Origin of the sequence: Cyclobacterium sp., from assembly GCF_014762705.1 — a bacterium.
Taxonomy (GTDB): Bacteria; Bacteroidota; Bacteroidia; order Cytophagales; family Cyclobacteriaceae; genus Cyclobacterium.
In genome coordinates this window covers 1-18847 of the sequence record NZ_JABURL010000055.1, presented here as the reverse complement: position 1 = coordinate 18847, position 18847 = coordinate 1, and the positions used below count along the sequence as shown (strand labels likewise).

Sequence of the window (18847 nt, the reverse complement as noted above, 5' to 3'; positions counted from 1 at the left end):
AAGAGACAAGTATAGGTATGAATGAATTAATTGAGGCATATATTAGTTATATTCCCCTTTTACATTTACTCATTTTTCCCGGAATTTAACTTTATTTTAGGTTATTTGTTTGCCTGCAAAGCTACTCTTTTCTACTGTAGAGGGATTGGATTTGGGCTGTTTGTTTTTCTGCCAGGCCAATCAAATCTATATCCAACTCATTTTTGTTTGCTTCAATTACCTGGTTTTTCATGGTTTCCGGCAGGTTTTCAAATCCATGATAAGCTCCCAATATGGCACCGGCCACAGCTGCGGTGGTATCATTGTCCCTGCCAAAATTGACCAAAAAGACCAGGGTATCCAGAAATTCAAAATCGCTGAACAACATAGCGGTCAGGACTTGCAAATGGATCTCACCTGCATGAAATGGCATGTCCTGCAATTGCTCATCCAGTAGTTCGAAAGCCTTCATGATGGCCGCTTTCGGGGATTCATCCTGGCCAGTTAATTCATTTTCCATGATCGAACTTCCTTTCGCTTCTTCAACGATTGAAAGGGCAGTTTGCAGAATGCGGTAGCTGCTTCTTCCCACCAACCGGCTTTTGAAATAGCTTTCAGGGTCTACCCTTCGCAGCACTTCCAGCATATTTTCCGGTTTTCCGGATGCTGTCATGGCTGCTGCCGTCATGGCCGCGGATAAGGCACTGATATCCTTGGCGTAGCCCAAATCAAACAAGCTTAGGTTAAAGGCTTGTTCATAGGCTTTTTCAGGCTGTCCCGGATATAAAAGACCCAGGGCAGGGGAATAAAGTAAACCTGCACAGACCATTTCTCCACCATAAAATTTTCCCAATGCTTTTTGGTAGCCCATCAGGTTATTTTCAAGCAGTGGTTGAGATACTTTGTACCATTCCTGGAGCCAAAGCACCCTCAGATTGGCATATTCCAATGCTTCGGTTTCTTCGGGTTGCAGGGTTTTAAAATCCTCAAAATACATTTCATACTCCTTAAGGATTTGTTCTGAAAACTGAACCGGATCAAGTTCCAGGTCATTTTGTTTTTCCAAATACTCAAAGGTCAGCTTTTTCCACCGGGTATCGTCGGTTGTTCCACCGGCAGGTAAATTAACCTTCCAGGTTCCCTCAGGGGAAACTTCCCTAACCATATTATTCAGTTGGGTAACCCACCCATATTCTCTGTTGATGTCATCTCTGCTCCACATCTCTGTTGGCGCACCCATGGCATCCCCAATCGCACTGCCAATGAGCATTCCTTTTACCTTGTCCTCCAATTCAGCAGGGCTAAGACTTAAAGTGGGGGCTGGCTCATTGGTCAATTCGGCCTTTTCCGGAGGCCGGTTATCAGAACTGCAAGAACTGATCCATGATAGCAAAAATAACAAAATAAGGGTTTTAAAATTGTTCATTGAGGAGAAGATCAATAGCGTAAAGGCTTAGTTTTTCCTTGTCTGGTAAGGTTAACGATAAGGGGAGTTGGGCCAGTCCAAATATGCGGCGCAGAATTTCCACTCCCGTATATTGGGCGAGCCATTTGGTGTTCAGTGGATAAGAATTACGTATTTTTTCTATCAGGCTGTCCGGTATCCGGGACATATTCAGGTGTGCCAGCATTACGCCCAGATCAAACTCAGGATCACCCATGAATGCAAATTCGGTATCGATCACTTTCATACCGTCTGAAGTATCCAACCAGCTTCCGGGATAGAAATCGCCATGAATCAGGTGTTTTCCCTTGCTAAGATACCTTTCCCCTAATAAATTGATTTGATGGAGCAACTCCTTGTTGCTTTTTATTATTTCAGAAAGATCCTGCAGGCCCGGCTGGATTTGGTCCAGATCAAATCCATTGTCTTTCTGAAACGGCAGGACAAAAATGTGCTGGTGGTTCAGTTTTCTCATGGCCCTATTTTCAGGAAAAGCATCAATGGCTAAATGATGCAGAGATTTCAGGTAATGCAGCAAATCTTCCAACTGATGGTTTTGCAAAATTTCCGGATGTTGGTATATATCCAGAAAATCTTTCGCCTTTTTCAGGTGGGCCAATGCCAGTAACCAATGGGAAGGATCAAAACCCAGCACTTTGGGAGAAAAGGACTCAAGGACCTCATCCCCGGCAAGGGTTTTGTAGAAGGCAAATTCTATACCCGTTCTCTCACGGGGTGCTGGCACCTGCGGATACTTGACTACGTGGTCCCTGGACTGCTTCAACACAAACGATCTTTTTTCTGTGTTAATGGTTAAAGTAACGTTCATGTTACCTTCTCCTGCCTTTTCACTGCTGATCACCATCTCATCCGGATGAAGCATTCCATTTTTTCGTAAATGTTCAATTTGTACCTGGTCAAGAGGGGTTTGTAATAACATAATTTTTAATAACGAATGAAAAGCATGGGTATGGAAGATCAAAAATAGAAACCATAATTGGATCCTGTGTGCTTTTATTAAAATAAAATCCCCTTTTCCTGTTCATTCCTAGTGTTAACTGTTATATTTTTGATCCATGAGTAAGAACACAATGGATTTTAATGCACTTTTGGTGCAATTGGCCGGAAAGTTGGATGGCGAATTGCATTTCGACAGTTTAATGAAAACACTGTACGCCACAGATGCTTCTGTCTACCGTTCCCTTCCTTTGGCCGTGGCCTTGCCTAAAAATACATCTGATATTCAAAAATTGATTCAGTTTGCCACTGAAAATGCAACTTCGCTGATTCCCCGCACGGCAGGAACCTCCCTGGCTGGGCAATGTGTAGGAGAAGGCATAGTGGTGGATGTATCCAAGTACCTGAACAAGGTAATTGAATTCAATAAAAATGAGGGTTGGATCCGGGTCCAGCCAGGAGTGGTCCGAAACGAACTCAACAATTACCTCAAAGATCACGGTTATTTTTTTAGTCCCATTACCAGTACCGCTACCCGTGCCATGATCGGAGGTATGGTGGGCAACAACAGTTGCGGTACCACTTCCATAGTTTATGGTAGTACCCGGGAACATGTAATGGAATTGAAAGTTTTGCTCAGCGATGGATCGGAGGTCATTTTTCATCCCATGAGTCCGGCAGATTTTGAGTTAAAATGCAAGCAGAATAACAAGGAAGGAGAACTATACAGACATATTCGGGATGAACTCAGTAATCCGGAAATACAAAATAACATCAGGGATCATTTTCCAAAAGCCAGCATACATCGTAGAAATACAGGATATGCAGTAGATTATTTACTGGAATCCCAACTGTTTTCAGCCGTTGACGCTCAATTTGATTTTTGCAAGTTGCTTTGCGGATCTGAAGGTACACTTGCCATCACCACGGAAATTAAAATTCACCTGGACCCCTTGCCAGACCCCTGTGATATTGTAGTTGCCGCTCACTTTGAAAGCATACATGAAAGCATGAAAGCCGCGCAGGTGGCCATGAAGCACACACCTACGGCAGTGGAATTGATGGACAAAATCATTCTGGATTGCACCAAGGAGAATGTGGAGCAAAGCAAAAACAGGGATTTTGTTGAAGGGGATCCAAAAGCCATTCTAATGGTAGAATTCAGGGGCAAAACCATAGCTGAAGCCAGGGAGCAGGGACTGGTATTTGTGAATTCGCTAAAAGATGCCGGACTGGGATATGCCTATCCGGTAATTGGTCCGGAACGGACAAGCAGCGCCTGGGAGCTTAGAAGTGCTGGTTTGGGCCTGCTGGCCAATATACCGGGCGATAAAAAAGCCGTGGCCTGTATTGAGGATACAGCGGTGGATATTCACGATCTGGCAAATTATATTGATGAATTTGCCGAAATCATGAAGGGTTTCGGGCAGGAGCCAGTGTATTACGCCCATGCAGGGGCAGGAGAGATCCACCTCAGGCCTATCCTCGATCTCAAAAAGGCCAAAGACGTTGAAGAATTTTATCAAATCAGTGAAGCCAGTGCAAGACTGGTCAAGAAATACCAGGGCTCCCTTAGTGGGGAACATGGTGACGGAAGGGTGAGGGCTGCCTTCATTCCCATGATGGTAGGGCAGGACAATTATGAGCTATTCAAAAGGCTGAAGGGTACCTGGGATCCCAAAGGTATTTTTAATCCGGGAAAAATTGTGGATGCCCCGCCCATGAATACTTCCTTGCGGTACGAACCTGATATGGCTACGCCTGAACATGAAACCAAATTTGATTTCAGTCATGTAGGTGGGATCCTGCGCATGGCGGAGAAATGCAACGGTTCCGGAGACTGCCGGAAATTGCCCAATTCAGGCGGTGGCACCATGTGCCCCAGCTTTCAGGCCACCCGATATGAAAAGGACACGACCCGTGGCCGGGCCAATACCCTTCGCGAGTTTTTGACCAACAGCAATAAGTCAAATCCCTTTGATCATCCTGAGATTAAAGAGGTGATGGACCTGTGCCTTTCCTGTAAAGGCTGCACTTCTGAGTGCCCTTCCAATGTTGACATGGCCACCCTGAAAGCAGAATTCCAATACCAGTACCACAAATCCAATGGAGTTCCGTTGAGATCCAGGGCCTTTGCCTATATCAATAAATTGAACGGTTTGGGAAGCCTGGTTCCGGGAATATCCAATTTTTTCCTGTCTAACGGCACCACCGGAGCAGGCTTGAAAAAGATATTACATGTAGCTCCTGAGCGAAATCTTCCAGCCATCAGCAAGCAATCCTTGAGACAATGGTATAAGAAGGAGTATACCCGGTTGAAAGGAAAAGATATCATCAAAACAGTCTACTTTTTTTGTGATGAATTTACCAACCACAATGATACGGGCACCGGAATCAAAGCCATCAAACTGCTCAGGCATTTGGGCTATGAAGTGAAAATAGTAGACCATGCCGAAAGTGGGAGGGGAGCCATTTCCAAAGGCCTGCTAGACTATGCCCAGAAAGCTGCCGAAAAGAATGTGCGGTTTTTTTCAAATCTGGTGGATGCAGAACATCCTTTATTGGGATTGGAGCCATCTGCCATACTTAGTTTCAGGGATGAATACCCAAGATTGGTAGGCAAAGATTTAAGGGAAAAGGCAAAAACCCTGAAGTTTCACTGCGAAATGATAGATGAGTTTCTGGCCAAGGAATTTATTGCCGGTAATATTGATAGCCAGGCTTTTACCAGTGAAAAAAAACAAGTCAGGCTTCACGGGCATTGCCACCAAAAGGCACTTTCCTCTGTCAATTATTCCAAAAAAATACTGGAACTGCCCCAAAATTTCGAAGTAAAGGTAATTCCCTCCGGTTGTTGCGGTATGGCAGGCTCATTTGGCTATGAAAAGGAGCATTACACGTTGAGCATGCAGATAGGGGAAATGGTATTGTTTCCAGCGGTAAGGGATGCGGAGGAAGAAACGTTGATTGCCGCTCCGGGCACCAGCTGCCGCCATCAGATCGCCGATGGTACCGGTAGAAAGGCCCAGCATCCTGTGGAGATTTTGTTTGATGCTTTGAAAAGGTAAATCTATGTTAAAAGCAGATAGGCAAAAGGGCGGTCAATTTTTGATGGGACAACTCGAAACTCAAGCTTGTAACAATAGGGAATGCAGCAAATTCAGCATAAAAAAGTGAACCACGTAGCTTTTACGGCGTTGGAAGAAAAGCGAAAAACATACAAAATGAAACTGATAAAGTGATTTAAAATGTTACATTTATAGAAGCAAAAATGCCAATTAAATGAATGTTCAGGCAACAAAATTGGAATTAATGCAGCTCTTGCTGGATACAAAAGAAGAAAGTGTACTTTTTCAGCTTAAAGAAGTATTTGAGAAGGAGAGCCTTCGGGAAGCCAGAATCCGTGAGGAAATGGAAGAAAGTTCCAAAAGAGCGAATAGAGATATAAAAGCTGGCAGGGTTCATACACCTGAAGAAATTGAAGAACGCTTGGAAAAGCGGTTTGGGGGATGAAGGTAATCATCACCGACGAAGCCTAGCAAAGATTGGAAAAAGAACTTGATTTTTTAATTCAAGTCCGGCATGTACCAGAAAGTAAAGCTTTGTTTCTAGGCAAAAAACTTTTACAGAAAGCCGTAAGCTAGGCAGATCAGCCTCATAGGGGTCTAGAAGAACCTTATCTCAAATCATTAAAACAAGGACATAAAAGGTTGGTAGAGGGTGAATTTAAAATTATTTACCGAATTGTAAAAGATACAGTTTACGTTACAATTTTTTTTAATACCCATCGTAATCCAGGGGAGATGAAAAGGTAAATCTATTTTGCAGCTTTTTACCCGACGCGCAGTTATTCGGTCTAATACCAAAAAAGGCCTGGCATCATATGCACAGGCCTCTATTGATGGATTATAACTTTAACTTTTCAAAGTAAACTCTGGCAATTTCCTAATTTCACCGCCTTTCATGGCTGATTCATGCGCCAAAATGCCCACACAGGTGATATTGGCAGATTGGCGGGCATCCGGATAGGGTGCCCTTCCTTCATGTAAAGCGGTAAGAAACTCATGCACCAGGTGGGGATGGGAGCCTCCATGACCAGCCCCCTGAATAAAGGAAAGGTGTTGGTTTTCATCAGAATCATACACCCCTTGCTGGGTAAAACCTGCTATTTCATCGGGTAATAGATGGCCATAGTCTGGTATTTTAACCTTGGCAGGCGCTTCTCCTGTGTGCACCACACTGTCTTCATGCTCGATCAGGGTCCATTCAAAGGATTTTTCAGAACCGTAGGCATCAAAACTTTCCCTGTATTGCCTGGCAGTATTGAAAAGGGACCGGGTTACTTCTGCAGATAAATCCGAATCCTTTAGCTTGATATGGCAGGTTTCGATGGCAAAGGGTGAGCCATATTTCGCTATCAGGTTTTCGTCTATCCTTCCGGAGCCAAAACAGGAAACATATTCCGCTTGTCCTTTCGGCAAAGCAAGTACCGGGCCTACGCAGTGAGTGGCATAGTGCATGGGAGGCAAACCCTCCCAATAGCCCGGCCATCCGGCCATCTCCTGCTGGTGGCTGGCGCGAAGAAATTGCAGTTTACCCATTTCACCCTTTTCATACATCTCTTTGACAAAGAGAAATTCCCTGCTGTAAATGACGGTTTCCATCATCATGTAGGTAAGTCCGGACTTTTCGGTTTCTGCTACGATCTGCCGGCATTCTTCTACTGTAGTAGCCATAGGTACGGTACAAGCCACGTGTTTCCCTGCCCTCAGGGCTTTCAGGGATTGCTCCGCATGTGCCTGAATGGGAGTATTGATATGGACCGCATCAATATTTGGGTCTTTTAACAGTTCATCATAATCTGTGTACCGCTTTTCTATGCCAAAAGCATCTCCGATTTCGTTTAACTTTTCTTCGTTTCTCTGGCAAATGGCATACATATTGGCCAGGGGATGCTTTTCGTAGATGGGGATAAACTCTGCTCCAAAACCCAAGCCGATTATGGCGATGTTTAATTTTTTGTCAGTCATGGTATAATTATTATTTTATGAAACTCATGATTCGCAATTCCCGTTTTGTCTCAATTTTTGCCTAAAAAAGCAAAAATTGAGACAAAACTGCATATTATTCTCTTATTAACCAGGGGATTCAACCCGTGGTAATTTGTACCTAACTGGAGGTCGTAAGCAAACGAACAAGCACTATCATTTGGAAAATACAATCAAAATTTAAATCGATCTGTAAGGGCATATACTGCTCCCAGCTGCTTTCAATCAAGGAATGAAACTTAACTTATGCGGTTGGCAGGTTTCAGTCTGCCGCCCAGGATTTAAGAAATTTGTAGCCATCGGCAGCAAAGGCATCCTGGCTTTCTGCCAAGGGCCTCCAGATACAGACGGCTCCGGCCAACTCTTTGATTTCAGGCGTAAAACTTTCTATGGTGACGGTACCGGAATAATTTACTTTTTCCAGCCCCCTTTTGTAGGCATCCCAACGGGTTTGACCTGTTCCCGGAGTGCCCCGGTAATTCTCGGATACCTGCACATGGATCAGCTTGTCTCCTGCCTGCTCGATGGCTTTTTCGATATCAGGTTCTTCTATGTTCATGTGAAAACCATCCAACAATACTTTGGCTGCAGGGTGGTTGATGTCTTCAATCAGCCTCATCAGGTCAGCTGTGGTATTGATCAGGTCGGTTTCAAAACGGTTCAGTGCTTCCAGGGCAATTTCCTGTCCCGCCGATTTGGCCATTTGACATACCTTGTAAAGGTTGCTGACCGCCCTGTCCCATTCTATCTTTTTTTGCTCCGGGGATACAAGCCGGGCCTTTCCCACCGCTGAATACATGGGACCCGCCACAAAGGAGGCTCCCAGCTCCGCACTGATTTGCAGGCACTGTTGAATATAATCAAAACTGGTTTTGTGGAAGGAGGGATCCTCATGGGTAAGGTCTCTTCCGGGACCAAAAGCACCGCAAATAATGGGTTTCAATCCATTGTCAGCAAGGGCCTGTTTTACTATCCCTGTGTCGATCAGCAATGGGTCCTCCACCGGGATTTCCACCGCATCATAGCCCATTTTCCTGATTTTTGGAAAAAGGGATACCGATTCCGAACCAAAAGGGGAGGTCCACAGCCAGGTAGTAACACCTAATTTTATGTCTAAAGCCATATTCTTGGGTTTTGTTGAAAAAAAAATTATTCTACAATCATGATGCCGTTCATGATTCTCCAATGTCCGGGAACAGTACAAAGGTAAGGGTATTCTCCCGGTTCTGTGGGAGCGGTAAATACCAGGCTCTCGCTCGTCTCAGGATTGACCAGCGGAGTAGCGGCAAGCACTTCAGGGATTTTGGGCACGAAATTCATTTCCATGCCATTCGGATCCCGGGCCAGTGCATCGGCTGCCTTTCCAATGGTTTCCAGGCTGCCTGCCTTTCCGATCAGCAGATTGTGCTGCATGAAGTCATCATTGACGAAATCTATGGTTACCTGCTGTCCTGCCTTAACGGTGAAAGTTGGTTTATCGAATTTCATTTCATGCTGGATCACACCCATCTTGATGGTCACAGCACCGGCAGTACTGCCGGAGGCTACCTCGGCTGATGCTGTGCTGCTTTCGCCAGCGTCGTCTGCAGGGACTTTTAAATTCAGGTGTGAAGTACGGCTATTCATTCTTCCCCTGAAATAAAACCGGTCGGGATAGGTGCCCACCTGATCGGAGCCCATGTTGTCATGGCCGATTCTGACTCTATCCGGGCTAAGTGTATTCGAAAACAAACCGGGGGCCATCGCCGAACCAACTTGTTTGTCATCTATGCTGATGGCCATATCACCATTTTCCAGCAAGCTGGCTTTCAATTCAAACTGCTGTTCCGGAAGTGCACCTCGGGAGGTAGCCTGATAGGTTTTTCCGGCCTGTTTCACCAACCAGTAGATCCTGTTATTTTGAATGTAAAGACTATAGCCGTTTTCTGCGTTGCCCTGAGCGAGAATGACACCCTCAAGTGCCTCATCGGCCTTGCTGATGGTCGCTTGAACATGAATTTCCTTTCCGGCTATTTCCGGCGGGTAGGGGATACCTGCCCTCCTGTCGAGACTGTATTGTTCCTCGACAAGACTCTTGGTTACTTTTTCTCCCAAGGTCATCAGGGAATCCGGTTTGTTGACATCCAGAATAGTTCCGGACAACTCATTGAAGGATTGTGGATGGCTCAAAACTGCGGCAAATATGGCCTGGGGCAGGTAATCATCGGTGGAATTGTCGGCGTCATTGCTGGCTTCCAGGATTAGTTTGGATGCTGCATCCGATGAGGGCATATCCGCAACGGCCAGAAATGCCGCCTTCCTGGTATTCAGATCCGGGTCATTGAGTAAGTTGGCATCCAGTATGGCCTGCAAAACCTGCTGGTCTCTGGGTAATACCATCAGGGCATTTTTCCGCACTCCTGCAGCAGGATGGTTCAATGCCCGGGTGACGACCTCCAATGCAGCTTCATTGCTGCCATCCAGTGCCCCGGTTCCGTGCAAGGCCCACAAAGCATGCACAGCAGGGCTGTTTAGCCCGATTTCATCCACAGATGTATTGTCTACCAATTTTAATAATTCATTGGTAATGCTGGTGTTCTGGTTTTCTACAATCAGTTTTTGAGCGGTCATGCGCCAAAACATGTTGTCACTTTTCAATCCACTGATCAGGTCACTGTTGCTGGAGGGATCAATGTCCATGGTCTGGTAATTATCCGATCCCTTATAAACCATTCTGTAGATCCTGCCATGCTCCCTGTCCCGCATGGGATTGATGTAGGCATTTCCCTCCCCATTTTCAAAACCTTTAGGGGTGGGGTTATGCTGTATAATAAAATTGTACCAATCGGCAATCCATAAGGCCCCGTCAGGACCTACTTCAGCGTGTACAGGGGAAAACCATTCGTCTGAACTGGCCAGGATATTGAAGCCATTTTTCTCTACGAACCCAGACCCATCCTTTTCGATGATGGCATTGTGCAATACCCTGCCGGTGGGTTCTGCTACAAAAGCTACCCTGTTCCAGTAAGATTTGGGAAAGTTTCTTGCGGTATAAAAGTGATGTCCCGCAGCCGCTGTATATCCACCATGCCAGTCAACCTGCCTCAAAAAGGGCGTCAGGTGAGGCATGTCATAATGGGAGTCTATGCCATGAACTGCATTGACGGATCCGCCATGAACGGGCCTTCTGACATATTTGCCGGGCATGGCCAGGTAAGCACTGTGCTGTCCGTTGGCTGTAGAAATGAATACATTGTTTTCCTCAGAAAATCCCAGGCCCCAGGTATTGTTGCTGGTATTGCCCAGAAATTCAAAATCTGTCCCATCCGGATCGAAACGGTAAACGCCCTGACTGAAGGAAAAGGGTTTGTTGTCTATTTCGCCCCGGAAACCGGAATAGCCCAATACCCCCCAGATTTTGTTGTCAAAGCCATAACGCAGATTGGAAGGTCCGGCATGGGTGTCGCTTTTGCCCCATCCTGTAATGATGGTTTCCCGCTGGTCTGCCTTGTCATCGCCATCCGTATCTTTCAAAAACACAAAATCAGGTGCCATGGAAATCAATATGCCTCCATTTACATACACCATACTGGTAGGGATATTCAGGCCTTCTGCAAATACCGTGATTTTATCTGCTTTACCATCTCCGTCGGTATCTTCCAGGATTTTAATTTTATCATCACCACCTTCCTGTCTTACTTCATTGGGGTAATCGGTGGTTTCTATGACATACAAACGTCCTTTGTCATCCCAACACATGGCCATGGGATTGATAATATCCGGCTCGGAGGCAAACAACTGCAGTTCAAAGCCTACGGGCACCTGAACCAGTTTCATGGATTCTTCAGGAGAGAGGGGGAGTTGATATCTTGGCGCAGGATCCCGGTTTTCGTAATTGGGGATTACTGCATCTTCAAACACCGTTTGGGGAATATCATAATCGGCCACTTGTTGGGCTACTTTTTCCCCAACGGCCCAAAGAACGCCATTGGCAACCAATTTCAGGAATTCAGGCTGATTCCAGGTTCGCTCATCATGCCCGTAGGCGGTGTAAAAAACCCTGCCTTTGCCCTGCTCCCTGACCCAGGTGTAAGGTTCCCTGTGATCTCCTTCTACGCGCTCCATGAGGACGGTCATGTCCTCGTTCAGCTCGCTGTGCACATAGGTTTCATCCCAGGTTTCAAATTCGGAAATGCCTTCCATCACAGGGTGAGAGGAATCGGTAATGCTGGCGGTAAAATCTCCGGTACCGTGGGAGGAGAATTGCCCTCCAACTGCTTCTACAAACCAATCGGAATTTCGAAAACAAAAGGAAGCACTGTGTATGGGAATCAAAGCTTTGCCCCCTTCCACATACTCCTTCAAGGCCGTTTCCTGTTCGGCTGTAATCTCGTCATGGTTGGCATAGATCATCAGGCCATCGTAAAGCCTGAGTTTTTCGGCATTCAGGTCATCAGGATCGGCCGTATAGGTAAGGTTGATACCTTGCTGGAAAAGGTGTCTGGCCAGGCCAGGCATTAGTTTTTCGGAATTGTGGTGGGTGCTTTCATGGCCGAGGAACAGGATTTCTGCCCGTCTGGGACCATCCGAGAGTTCAATTTTGGAGGAGTTGCCACCACATCCCATCATGAGGAGCATGGCTACAGTGATTAACCCGATATACTTCATTGTTATTAATGTTTGGGTACTTATTGCCTTATTGTTTCAATCTACTAATTTGAGTGATTTATAAGTGTATTTCTTACTGTTTTTTATCTAATTGTGACTGTATTTTGTCATTTTTACGTATATTTAGCTCTATTTATTGCATAAAGTAACTAGCTGTTGAAAAAAGCATTCCAAAAATCCCGAATTCCTGAGCAGAATGCCTTCGTGATAAAGGAATTAATCGCCCCTAATTTTGATAAAAACTGGCACTTCCACCCGGAGTACCAGCTGTTTTTGGTTTTGAAAGGCAGAGGTACCCGTTTTGTAGGCGATGACATGCGTACCTTCAAAGAACATGACCTGGTCTTCACAGGGCCTAATTTACCCCACCTGTGGCGGAATGACCAGGAATACTTTGACAAAGACAGCCAATTAATAACCCATGGGATTGTGGTGTATTTTCCTGAAAACTTCATCGGGCAGGATTTGCTGCAAAAGGAAGAATTTGAGGAATTGCTGGGATTGTTGGGTAAAGCATCCCTTGGGCTGGAGATTCATGGAGAGACCAATGAAAGCATCAGGCCTTTACTGATCAGGCTTTTGGAGCAAAAAGGTTTGGATAAAATCATTGGTTTGTTGAAAATTTTACTGCTTATGGCCCGCTCCAATGAGGTAAATCCCATTGTTCAGGCAGGGTATATCAATGCCAATAAGGAATCTGAAAAGGACCGGATGAGCAAGGTATATGCCTTTGTGATGGACCATTTTCAGCAGCCCATTAAACTGGAAGAAGTGGCCGGACTGATCAACATGAGCAGCAGTTCCTTTTCCAGGTATTTCCGGTCCAGGACGAATAAATCCTTCTCTGATTTTTTATCGGAGGTGAGGATCAGCCATGCCTGCAAGCTGTTGCACAAGGAAAACCTGAATATCAGCGAGGTCAGCTATGAAAGTGGCTTCAATACCTTGTCAAACTTCAACCGGCAGTTCAAAGAGAAAATGAACATGACACCGCTGGCCTATAAAAAGGATTTTATCCATCGTTTTGATTAATTTTTTAGGTTCCGCATCAGCATCCCCAGGGCATTTTTCTGGTTTTTTTATTTAAGCAGCGAAAAAGAATTAAATTTAGGATGAGGTATACCAAAACCAGATAACCATGATGCTGATTTCGACTGTTTTACAAGCTTTGATCATCCTTCAGGTGGGTGCCATCTACCCTGATTTCGGCACCCTGCTGCACCCTAAAGCACTAAAATCATTGGATTCCAGAGAAGTTCCTGAATCATTTCGGAATGAATTGCAGACAGCCCTTGCGGAGATTGGGGAGGACGAACCTGATCCGCTCCTTGAAATACATTATGAAGGATTACTGGACAATAATCACTTGAGGGTGGAAACGGTCCACCATCTGGAAGACATGGATAAGCTGGCCCTTTTTTATTGGCACCATGCCTTTTTTGGAGATGACCATAGCCTGCAAAAGATGATGGATTTTAGCCTTGCCTGGGCAGAGATGTTTCAACCTACCGGCAACCCGATTAATGAGAATAAATTGCTTCCGATCGTTTATGCCTATCCCTTTGTGAAACCGCATATGGAACGCCGGCAGCAGCAGACAATGGAGGAATGGTTGAGAGAAATGGCAAGGGCTGAAATCGGGAATGAACGGGTTCCTTTGAATAACTGGGAAACCAAACGCATCAATCTGGTGGGGAGCATAGGTTTGTTGCTGGAAGATGACAAGCTGGTTTCCCGGGCAGAAGAAAAAGCGGCCTACTATGTGGAGCATGCCCTTTTTGCCGACGGGAGCAGTGCAGATATACGGCAACGGGATGCCCTCAGTTACCATGTTAGCGGGTTAAAACCCCTGCTCCAATTTTTAATTACTTTAGAGCAGGAAGCAGGTCGTGGAAAGGATTTTTTCTACCGGGAAACGGCTGATGGGGCCTCTGTGGCCCGTTCTCTGGATTATGTGCTGCCTTATGCCAAAAGGGAGAAAATTTACCGGCAATGGGAAAATTCAAAAGTTAAGCTGGATCAGGAAAGGGCAGCGGCAGGATTGGAAAAATACCAACCCGGAGTGGCTTATGACCCGGAAAAGGCCTATGAAACCATGGCACTGGCAGCTTATTTTGACGATAAATACCGCATGGATCAGTGTGAATTGCCTCTGTGTCAGATTTCTGATTTATTGGATTAGACGATAATTGCTATGGGTTAAGGTACCGGTTACTGGCCAGTCTTTTTTTTAGCTGTCTATTTGTAATTTTATCTTTTTGCCGGACTCAACGGTGGTAGTTAAGGGTTAATCAACTGTACCATCATCCACTAGATCCAATTATTCCCATCAATCATTATAGTAAAAAAATAAAAATCTGCAACCCCTATTAGTGTAAATCAGAAAGTAAATTATCCGATATCCAAGCCCTGAAGGGGCAAAATACCAAAGCACAGGGTGAAGCCCTGTGCCACCGTCTGTAATGTGAACCCCAGCCCTGACGGGGCGAGATATGTTTGACTCGTCCTGGATACATGGAAAATATCCCGCCCCTCCAGGGCTCAGAAATCACATTGACTTTTTTCCGATGGGCTCCACCCATCGCTGAGGTATGGCGCCCCTTCAGGGCTCAGGTCAGATGTGTTAGTAATAATTCCGAGAGGTTTATTCCCATCAATCATTACAGTAAAAAAATAAAAATCTCCAACCCCTATTAGTGTAAATCAGAAAGTAAATTATCTGGTATCCAAGCCCTGAAGGGGCAAAATACCAAAGCACAGGGTGAAGCCCTGTGCCATCATCTGTAATGTGAACCCCAGCCCTGACGGGGCGAGATATGTGTGCCATTCACGAAGAGATGAAAAATACCCCTGGCAGGCAACATCCGTTTTTGCCGGTTCAGTAGGGGTCCATATCAAAGCAGCAGCAGAGAAAGGTACAATTCCGCTGCCATCCCAACGAGCAAAACTATCAGGTACATGCCTCCAAGTATCCAGAACTTGATCAGGGTCTTGAACCAGTGCTGCTTGTACAAACGCAATAGGGCCAGGTAGGCATAAGTTGTCACCAATACAAACGCAGCCAAAAAGATCCAACCGCTGCTGATTCCACCAAAAAATGCCAGCAGGATGACGGTACCATACAGCGCATAAGCGAAAGCATGCAGGTGAAAGCCCAGGATGATGTTTTCAATGAAATAGACCTTTCGGCTGCCAAAGAGTATATGGATAAAAAGGGCGAAAACCGGCAGCAATACCAGCATCATCAGGGGCAGGTTTTTGGCCACCTGAATCAGGAATAGGTTTGAATGTGCCACCAGGTCCCTCTTTTTTTGCAGGGATAGGCCAACGTCAAAAGCATAAGCACTGCTGTCCAGTGCATGGCCGAATTTTTCCGTACTCACCTCGGGGTCTATGGACAGAAAGCGAAGTGTTTTCCAGGTATAGGCCTGCTCCGGGTCGTTTGCTGCCTGAAGTTGTGAAATGTCTACCGGAGAAATGGCATCTGTCTTTTTCAGCGCTTCCTCCACCCGCTCTTGTGTTTCTGGATCGAGTGTTTCATTTTCCTCTTTGGATTGTCGCTGCTGTACAGCCGAAATGGTAGCCTGACCGGCATTTAACAACCTGTCAAAAAAATCTTTCGGGATAAGGAAGCCGATCATGAAAAAATAAAACAAGGAAAATACCAGATAAAGCCTAATTGGATGGGTATATTTCCTCCGCTGCCCCTCATTGAATGCCCTTGTCAGCTTACCGGGTTTGAAAAAGAAAGCCGTCAAGGTCTGCAAAAACCTGCCGTCAAAGCTAAAGAGGCTGGTGAGCAATTCTTCCAGGAAAACACCAACAGGCACCTTCTGGTCCTTGTTTTCCTGTCCACATTCCGGACAAAAATTATCTCTTTCCGGCAAGCTGTTGCCGCAATTCAGGCAATGGTCATGCTTCCGATCTGCTTTCACTGCTATTATGATAGGTACAGGTGACAAAAATACTTTTGTCCGGCCGATTTTCAATTTCAGACAGGGAATTTATTTGCTTTTAACTGACCCCGGCACGCTTACGCCCCTCACCGCGTAGGGTATTTATTGCTTTCGGTCAACGACCGGCCTGGTAAGCCTGCCAAAAAGTGCCAACCGCTGTCCGGAGATATTCCCGGGACCACAATGCTGCAGCGAGGAAAGCAGGGCAGGGTGCCGGTAGTAGTCATACGCGAAATACATTGCATTGATCCGGTTGGAAGTGAAGCAGTGGGACTTTACGGGGTTATCGACCACAAACAAATAGGCATTCAAAAGCGATCCGGATCCATCTTGGGCGATATGATCGTACAGGCTGGTATCGCCTTGCCTTCGTAGAAATTCCGCATGGGCCGTAAGGTGCTCTATAAAAGTCATGGTATAGTGAGTCCCGCTACCATCCGAGGGCAGGTGGTCTCCGTCGATGGGATCATCCCCGCGTCTGATTTCCTCCGGAATGGCACCGTTGGGTAAAATCCCCCAGAGCTCCACTTTTCCGTCCATTTTCCATTCATCGCTGGTGAGCAAACGGCCGATCTGGTATTGGTTATGGGATTCAAAAGCTGCTTCGGGGCTGAGTATTTGGACCTTGGGGCTGATTTCTTTCAGCTCCCAATCGGGATGATCCCTCAGGTACCAGGCGATAAGGGCTGATGAAAACGAACCAGCCACACCCCAATTGTTTTTTCGCCAGCGGCTTGCCCAGGCTACTTTGGGATACATGATGTCCCTTAACCAAACCTGGTATTGTAGCTTGTCTTTTTGGGACCATCCCGACCAGGATTCCAGCAGGTCTGCGGCATACAAGTAGGGAGTACCCCCACGGGCTAAATTCAATATCCCCTGGGCACCCCAGTGAAAGCTGTCTTCGGCATCATTGCGGTAGTCATAGGTATCTGTAAGGTCCAGGATCAGGGAGCGGGATTTTTGAGCATATTTTTCTTCTCCCGTAAGGTGCCAGGCCAGGGCCGTGCCGTATACCAGTTTGGCCCCTGTGGAACTTAGCTGAATGGGATCGCTTGAACTCCGGCCGTGGACAATTACCTCTCCGGACAGTTCCTGCCACTGAGAGGCCACATGCATCAGGCTGTCGGTAAAGTACAGGAATTCCTCTAAATTCTGATGGTACGGTGCTATTCCTTTCCTGGCTTTGTCTTTGATTTCGGCCAGTTCTGCAGCAGATACCAGCACACCAATGGCTCCCCTGTTTTGCGCCATAGAAAGGCTGCCAAACAACAGTAAAATGGTAATTTGGCTGAACCAGAAATATTTGAAAGGCCTTTGAGGCATAATGTCCTGGGTTTTGGTTTAAATCCTATACCTTGATAAAGGTATTCTTTTTATACATGTACCAGAGCAATGTATAAAGTAGGGCAAAGCCCCCTATGCTGGTCCATACCGGATACCAGGCTTCACTGTATTGCTCCAGACCAAAAAGCAAGTCTTCTGCTATACCGGGAAAATCAATCACATGGGAGAGCACATAGGCCGTGATGGCATTCATGCCGATTACTTTCAGCGGAAAAATCCAGCCTGTCTTGCCCTTGACATCAATGATCCAATAGAAAGCGGCCAGCAAAAGGTAGCAAACACCAGAGGAGGCCAGCACAAAAGAGCTGGTCCATATTTTTTTTACGATGGGGTGCCAAATACCCCAGATCAATCCCAAACTCAGAGCTATCAATCCTGCTATTACCAGGTAACCCGCCACTTTTTTGCGAGGCATGCCTGACTTGATCCATTCACCGGCAAACAATCCCGATAATGTGGTGGCTGTAAATCCCAGTCCAGAAAGCAACCAGGTGTATTGCAAGCCATCGTCAAAGGGACCAAATACCAGCCGGTCTACATATAAGGCAAAATTCTGGTCTGGCAAAAGCGTGCTTCTTCCTACTCCGGGGACATTAGGTACCGTGAGCAGCAGGGCATAGGCAATCAGGCAAAAAGCAAACAACAGGTACCTGCCGTTTTTACTCAGGTGGATAAAGGCCAGGCAGGAAAAAACATAACCCACAGCAATGGCCTGCAGGGTATTGCTAAAAACCTTAAACTGTGCTGCATTTAATGCCAGCAGGTTTCCCTGTACGATCCAGCCCAGGATAAATAATATTACAAATCGCCGGAACAGTTTTCGGTAAAGCTGCCCTTTGGTGTTTTGGTCCTGCATGCGCTGCGACAGGGAAAAGGGGATCACGGCACCCACCACAAACAGGAATAGCGGCATGATGATGTCATAAAAAGTGGATCCAAACCATTCAGGATGATCGAATTGATTGGCCAGGACGCCAGTCAACGCGGTATCGGCGCCGCGGTGAAGGGACATGAAGAATCGATCCGCAAAAATAATCATTAACATATCAAATCCCCTCAAAACATCTATGGAAAGGATTCGGTTGGGTGAAGGTGAAGCTGCGATCATAGGTTATAATGCGTATTTGCCTGCTTTTGCGAAAATAATTATTGTGATGGATTCATGCTATTGAATGAGCCGGTCAAAACTGCATGCTTTCCAATATTTTATTCGGGTAAAAATAGGAGAAATTGTTTACATACACCTTTCCTTCTATTTATTTTTTAGAAAAGCATTTGAATGGCAGGGAATGAGCCGTTTTAAACGAGAGGGAAAGGGTTTAAACCCGATTTGCAATTAACCTTGAGTGACGGTAGGTGTCGTCACTGCGAGAATTAACTTTTTTTAAACGCAGAAATCGGGATGACGAAGGGGTTTTTGGAATATGTAGGAATTTAGGGATGTTCGTTGTATCAGGATTTAAAATTAG

At 45.9% G+C, this 18847-nt stretch carries 12 protein-coding genes; 4 read left to right on the top strand and 8 right to left on the bottom strand.

Going from position 1 to position 18847, the window contains the following annotated elements; genetic code table 11:
* Nucleotides 1-121: 121 nt before the first annotated feature.
* Nucleotides 122-1405 (bottom strand): ADP-ribosylglycohydrolase family protein, encoded by a 1284-nt coding sequence (locus HUJ21_RS10540; RefSeq protein WP_291369544.1) that lies wholly within the window; start codon nt 1403-1405, stop codon nt 122-124.
* Nucleotides 1392-2363 (bottom strand): phosphotransferase, encoded by a 972-nt coding sequence (locus HUJ21_RS10535; protein WP_291369542.1) that lies wholly within the window; start codon nt 2361-2363, stop codon nt 1392-1394. The genes HUJ21_RS10540 and HUJ21_RS10535 overlap by 14 nt, the downstream gene beginning before the upstream one ends.
* Nucleotides 2364-2499: 136 nt before the next feature.
* Between HUJ21_RS10535 and HUJ21_RS10530 the strand changes: the two genes are divergently transcribed.
* Nucleotides 2500-5448 (top strand): FAD-binding and (Fe-S)-binding domain-containing protein, encoded by a 2949-nt coding sequence (locus HUJ21_RS10530; protein WP_291369540.1) that lies wholly within the window; start codon nt 2500-2502, stop codon nt 5446-5448.
* Nucleotides 5449-5662: 214 nt separating this feature from the next.
* On the top strand, nt 5663-5893 hold the full coding sequence (locus HUJ21_RS10525; RefSeq protein ID WP_291369539.1) for a hypothetical protein: 231 nt from the start codon (nt 5663-5665) through the stop codon (nt 5891-5893).
* A gap of 401 nt (nt 5894-6294) precedes the next feature.
* Here HUJ21_RS10525 and HUJ21_RS10520 read toward each other — a convergent pair whose 3' ends face one another.
* From HUJ21_RS10520 to HUJ21_RS10510, 3 genes are all read right to left on the bottom strand, one after another.
* On the bottom strand, nt 6295-7410 hold the full coding sequence (locus tag HUJ21_RS10520) for a Gfo/Idh/MocA family oxidoreductase (RefSeq protein ID WP_291369537.1): 1116 nt from the start codon (nt 7408-7410) through the stop codon (nt 6295-6297).
* Nucleotides 7411-7690: 280 nt separating this feature from the next.
* A complete protein-coding gene (locus tag HUJ21_RS10515; protein ID WP_291369535.1) occupies nt 7691-8551 on the bottom strand; it encodes a sugar phosphate isomerase/epimerase family protein in 861 nt (286 codons plus the stop codon).
* Between the two features lie 26 nt (nt 8552-8577).
* Nucleotides 8578-12075 carry a PVC-type heme-binding CxxCH protein gene (locus HUJ21_RS10510; protein ID WP_291369533.1) on the bottom strand — a complete coding sequence of 1166 codons (3498 nt, stop codon included), beginning with the start codon at nt 12073-12075 and terminating at the stop codon, nt 8578-8580.
* Between the two features lie 156 nt (nt 12076-12231).
* On the opposite strand from HUJ21_RS10510, the gene HUJ21_RS10505 reads away from it, so the two are divergent.
* Together HUJ21_RS10505 and HUJ21_RS10500 are read left to right on the top strand one after the other, a co-directional pair.
* Entirely contained in the window at nt 12232-13107 is an 876-nt protein-coding gene (locus HUJ21_RS10505; RefSeq protein ID WP_291369531.1) for an AraC family transcriptional regulator, read from the top strand.
* A gap of 106 nt (nt 13108-13213) precedes the next feature.
* On the top strand, nt 13214-14257 hold the full coding sequence (locus HUJ21_RS10500) for an alginate lyase family protein (RefSeq protein ID WP_291369529.1): 1044 nt from the start codon (nt 13214-13216) through the stop codon (nt 14255-14257).
* Nucleotides 14258-14969: 712 nt separating this feature from the next.
* Here HUJ21_RS10500 and HUJ21_RS10495 read toward each other — a convergent pair.
* From HUJ21_RS10495 to HUJ21_RS10485, 3 genes are all read right to left on the bottom strand, one after another.
* Nucleotides 14970-16010 carry a DUF3667 domain-containing protein gene (locus HUJ21_RS10495; protein WP_291369527.1) on the bottom strand — a complete coding sequence of 347 codons (1041 nt, stop codon included), beginning with the start codon at nt 16008-16010 and terminating at the stop codon, nt 14970-14972.
* Between the two features lie 123 nt (nt 16011-16133).
* The gene (locus tag HUJ21_RS10490; RefSeq protein WP_291369525.1) at nt 16134-17357 is read right to left on the bottom strand and encodes an alginate lyase family protein; all 1224 of its coding nucleotides are present in this window, start codon (nt 17355-17357) and stop codon (nt 16134-16136) included.
* Nucleotides 17358-17382: 25 nt separating this feature from the next.
* Nucleotides 17383-18486, bottom strand: coding sequence for a DUF5009 domain-containing protein (locus HUJ21_RS10485; protein WP_291369523.1), 1104 nt, complete (start codon nt 18484-18486; stop codon nt 17383-17385).
* Nucleotides 18487-18847 lie beyond the last annotated feature (361 nt).

Bases quoted from the DNA above. Each gene is read 5' to 3' on its own strand.
- HUJ21_RS10540 (WP_291369544.1), bottom strand. From the start codon at position 1,405: ATGAACAATTTTAAAACCCTTATTTTGTTATTTTTGCTATCATGGATC.
- HUJ21_RS10535 (WP_291369542.1), bottom strand. From the start codon at position 2,363: ATGTTATTACAAACCCCTCTTGACCAGGTACAAATTGAACATTTACGA.
- HUJ21_RS10530 (WP_291369540.1), top strand. From the start codon at position 2,500: ATGAGTAAGAACACAATGGATTTTAATGCACTTTTGGTGCAATTGGCC.
- HUJ21_RS10525 (WP_291369539.1), top strand. From the start codon at position 5,663: ATGAATGTTCAGGCAACAAAATTGGAATTAATGCAGCTCTTGCTGGAT.
- HUJ21_RS10520 (WP_291369537.1), bottom strand. From the start codon at position 7,410: ATGACTGACAAAAAATTAAACATCGCCATAATCGGCTTGGGTTTTGGA.
- HUJ21_RS10515 (WP_291369535.1), bottom strand. From the start codon at position 8,551: ATGGCTTTAGACATAAAATTAGGTGTTACTACCTGGCTGTGGACCTCC.
- HUJ21_RS10510 (WP_291369533.1), bottom strand. From the start codon at position 12,075: ATGAAGTATATCGGGTTAATCACTGTAGCCATGCTCCTCATGATGGGA.
- HUJ21_RS10500 (WP_291369529.1), top strand. From the start codon at position 13,214: ATGATGCTGATTTCGACTGTTTTACAAGCTTTGATCATCCTTCAGGTG.
- HUJ21_RS10490 (WP_291369525.1), bottom strand. From the start codon at position 17,357: ATGCCTCAAAGGCCTTTCAAATATTTCTGGTTCAGCCAAATTACCATT.
- HUJ21_RS10485 (WP_291369523.1), bottom strand. From the start codon at position 18,486: ATGATCGCAGCTTCACCTTCACCCAACCGAATCCTTTCCATAGATGTT.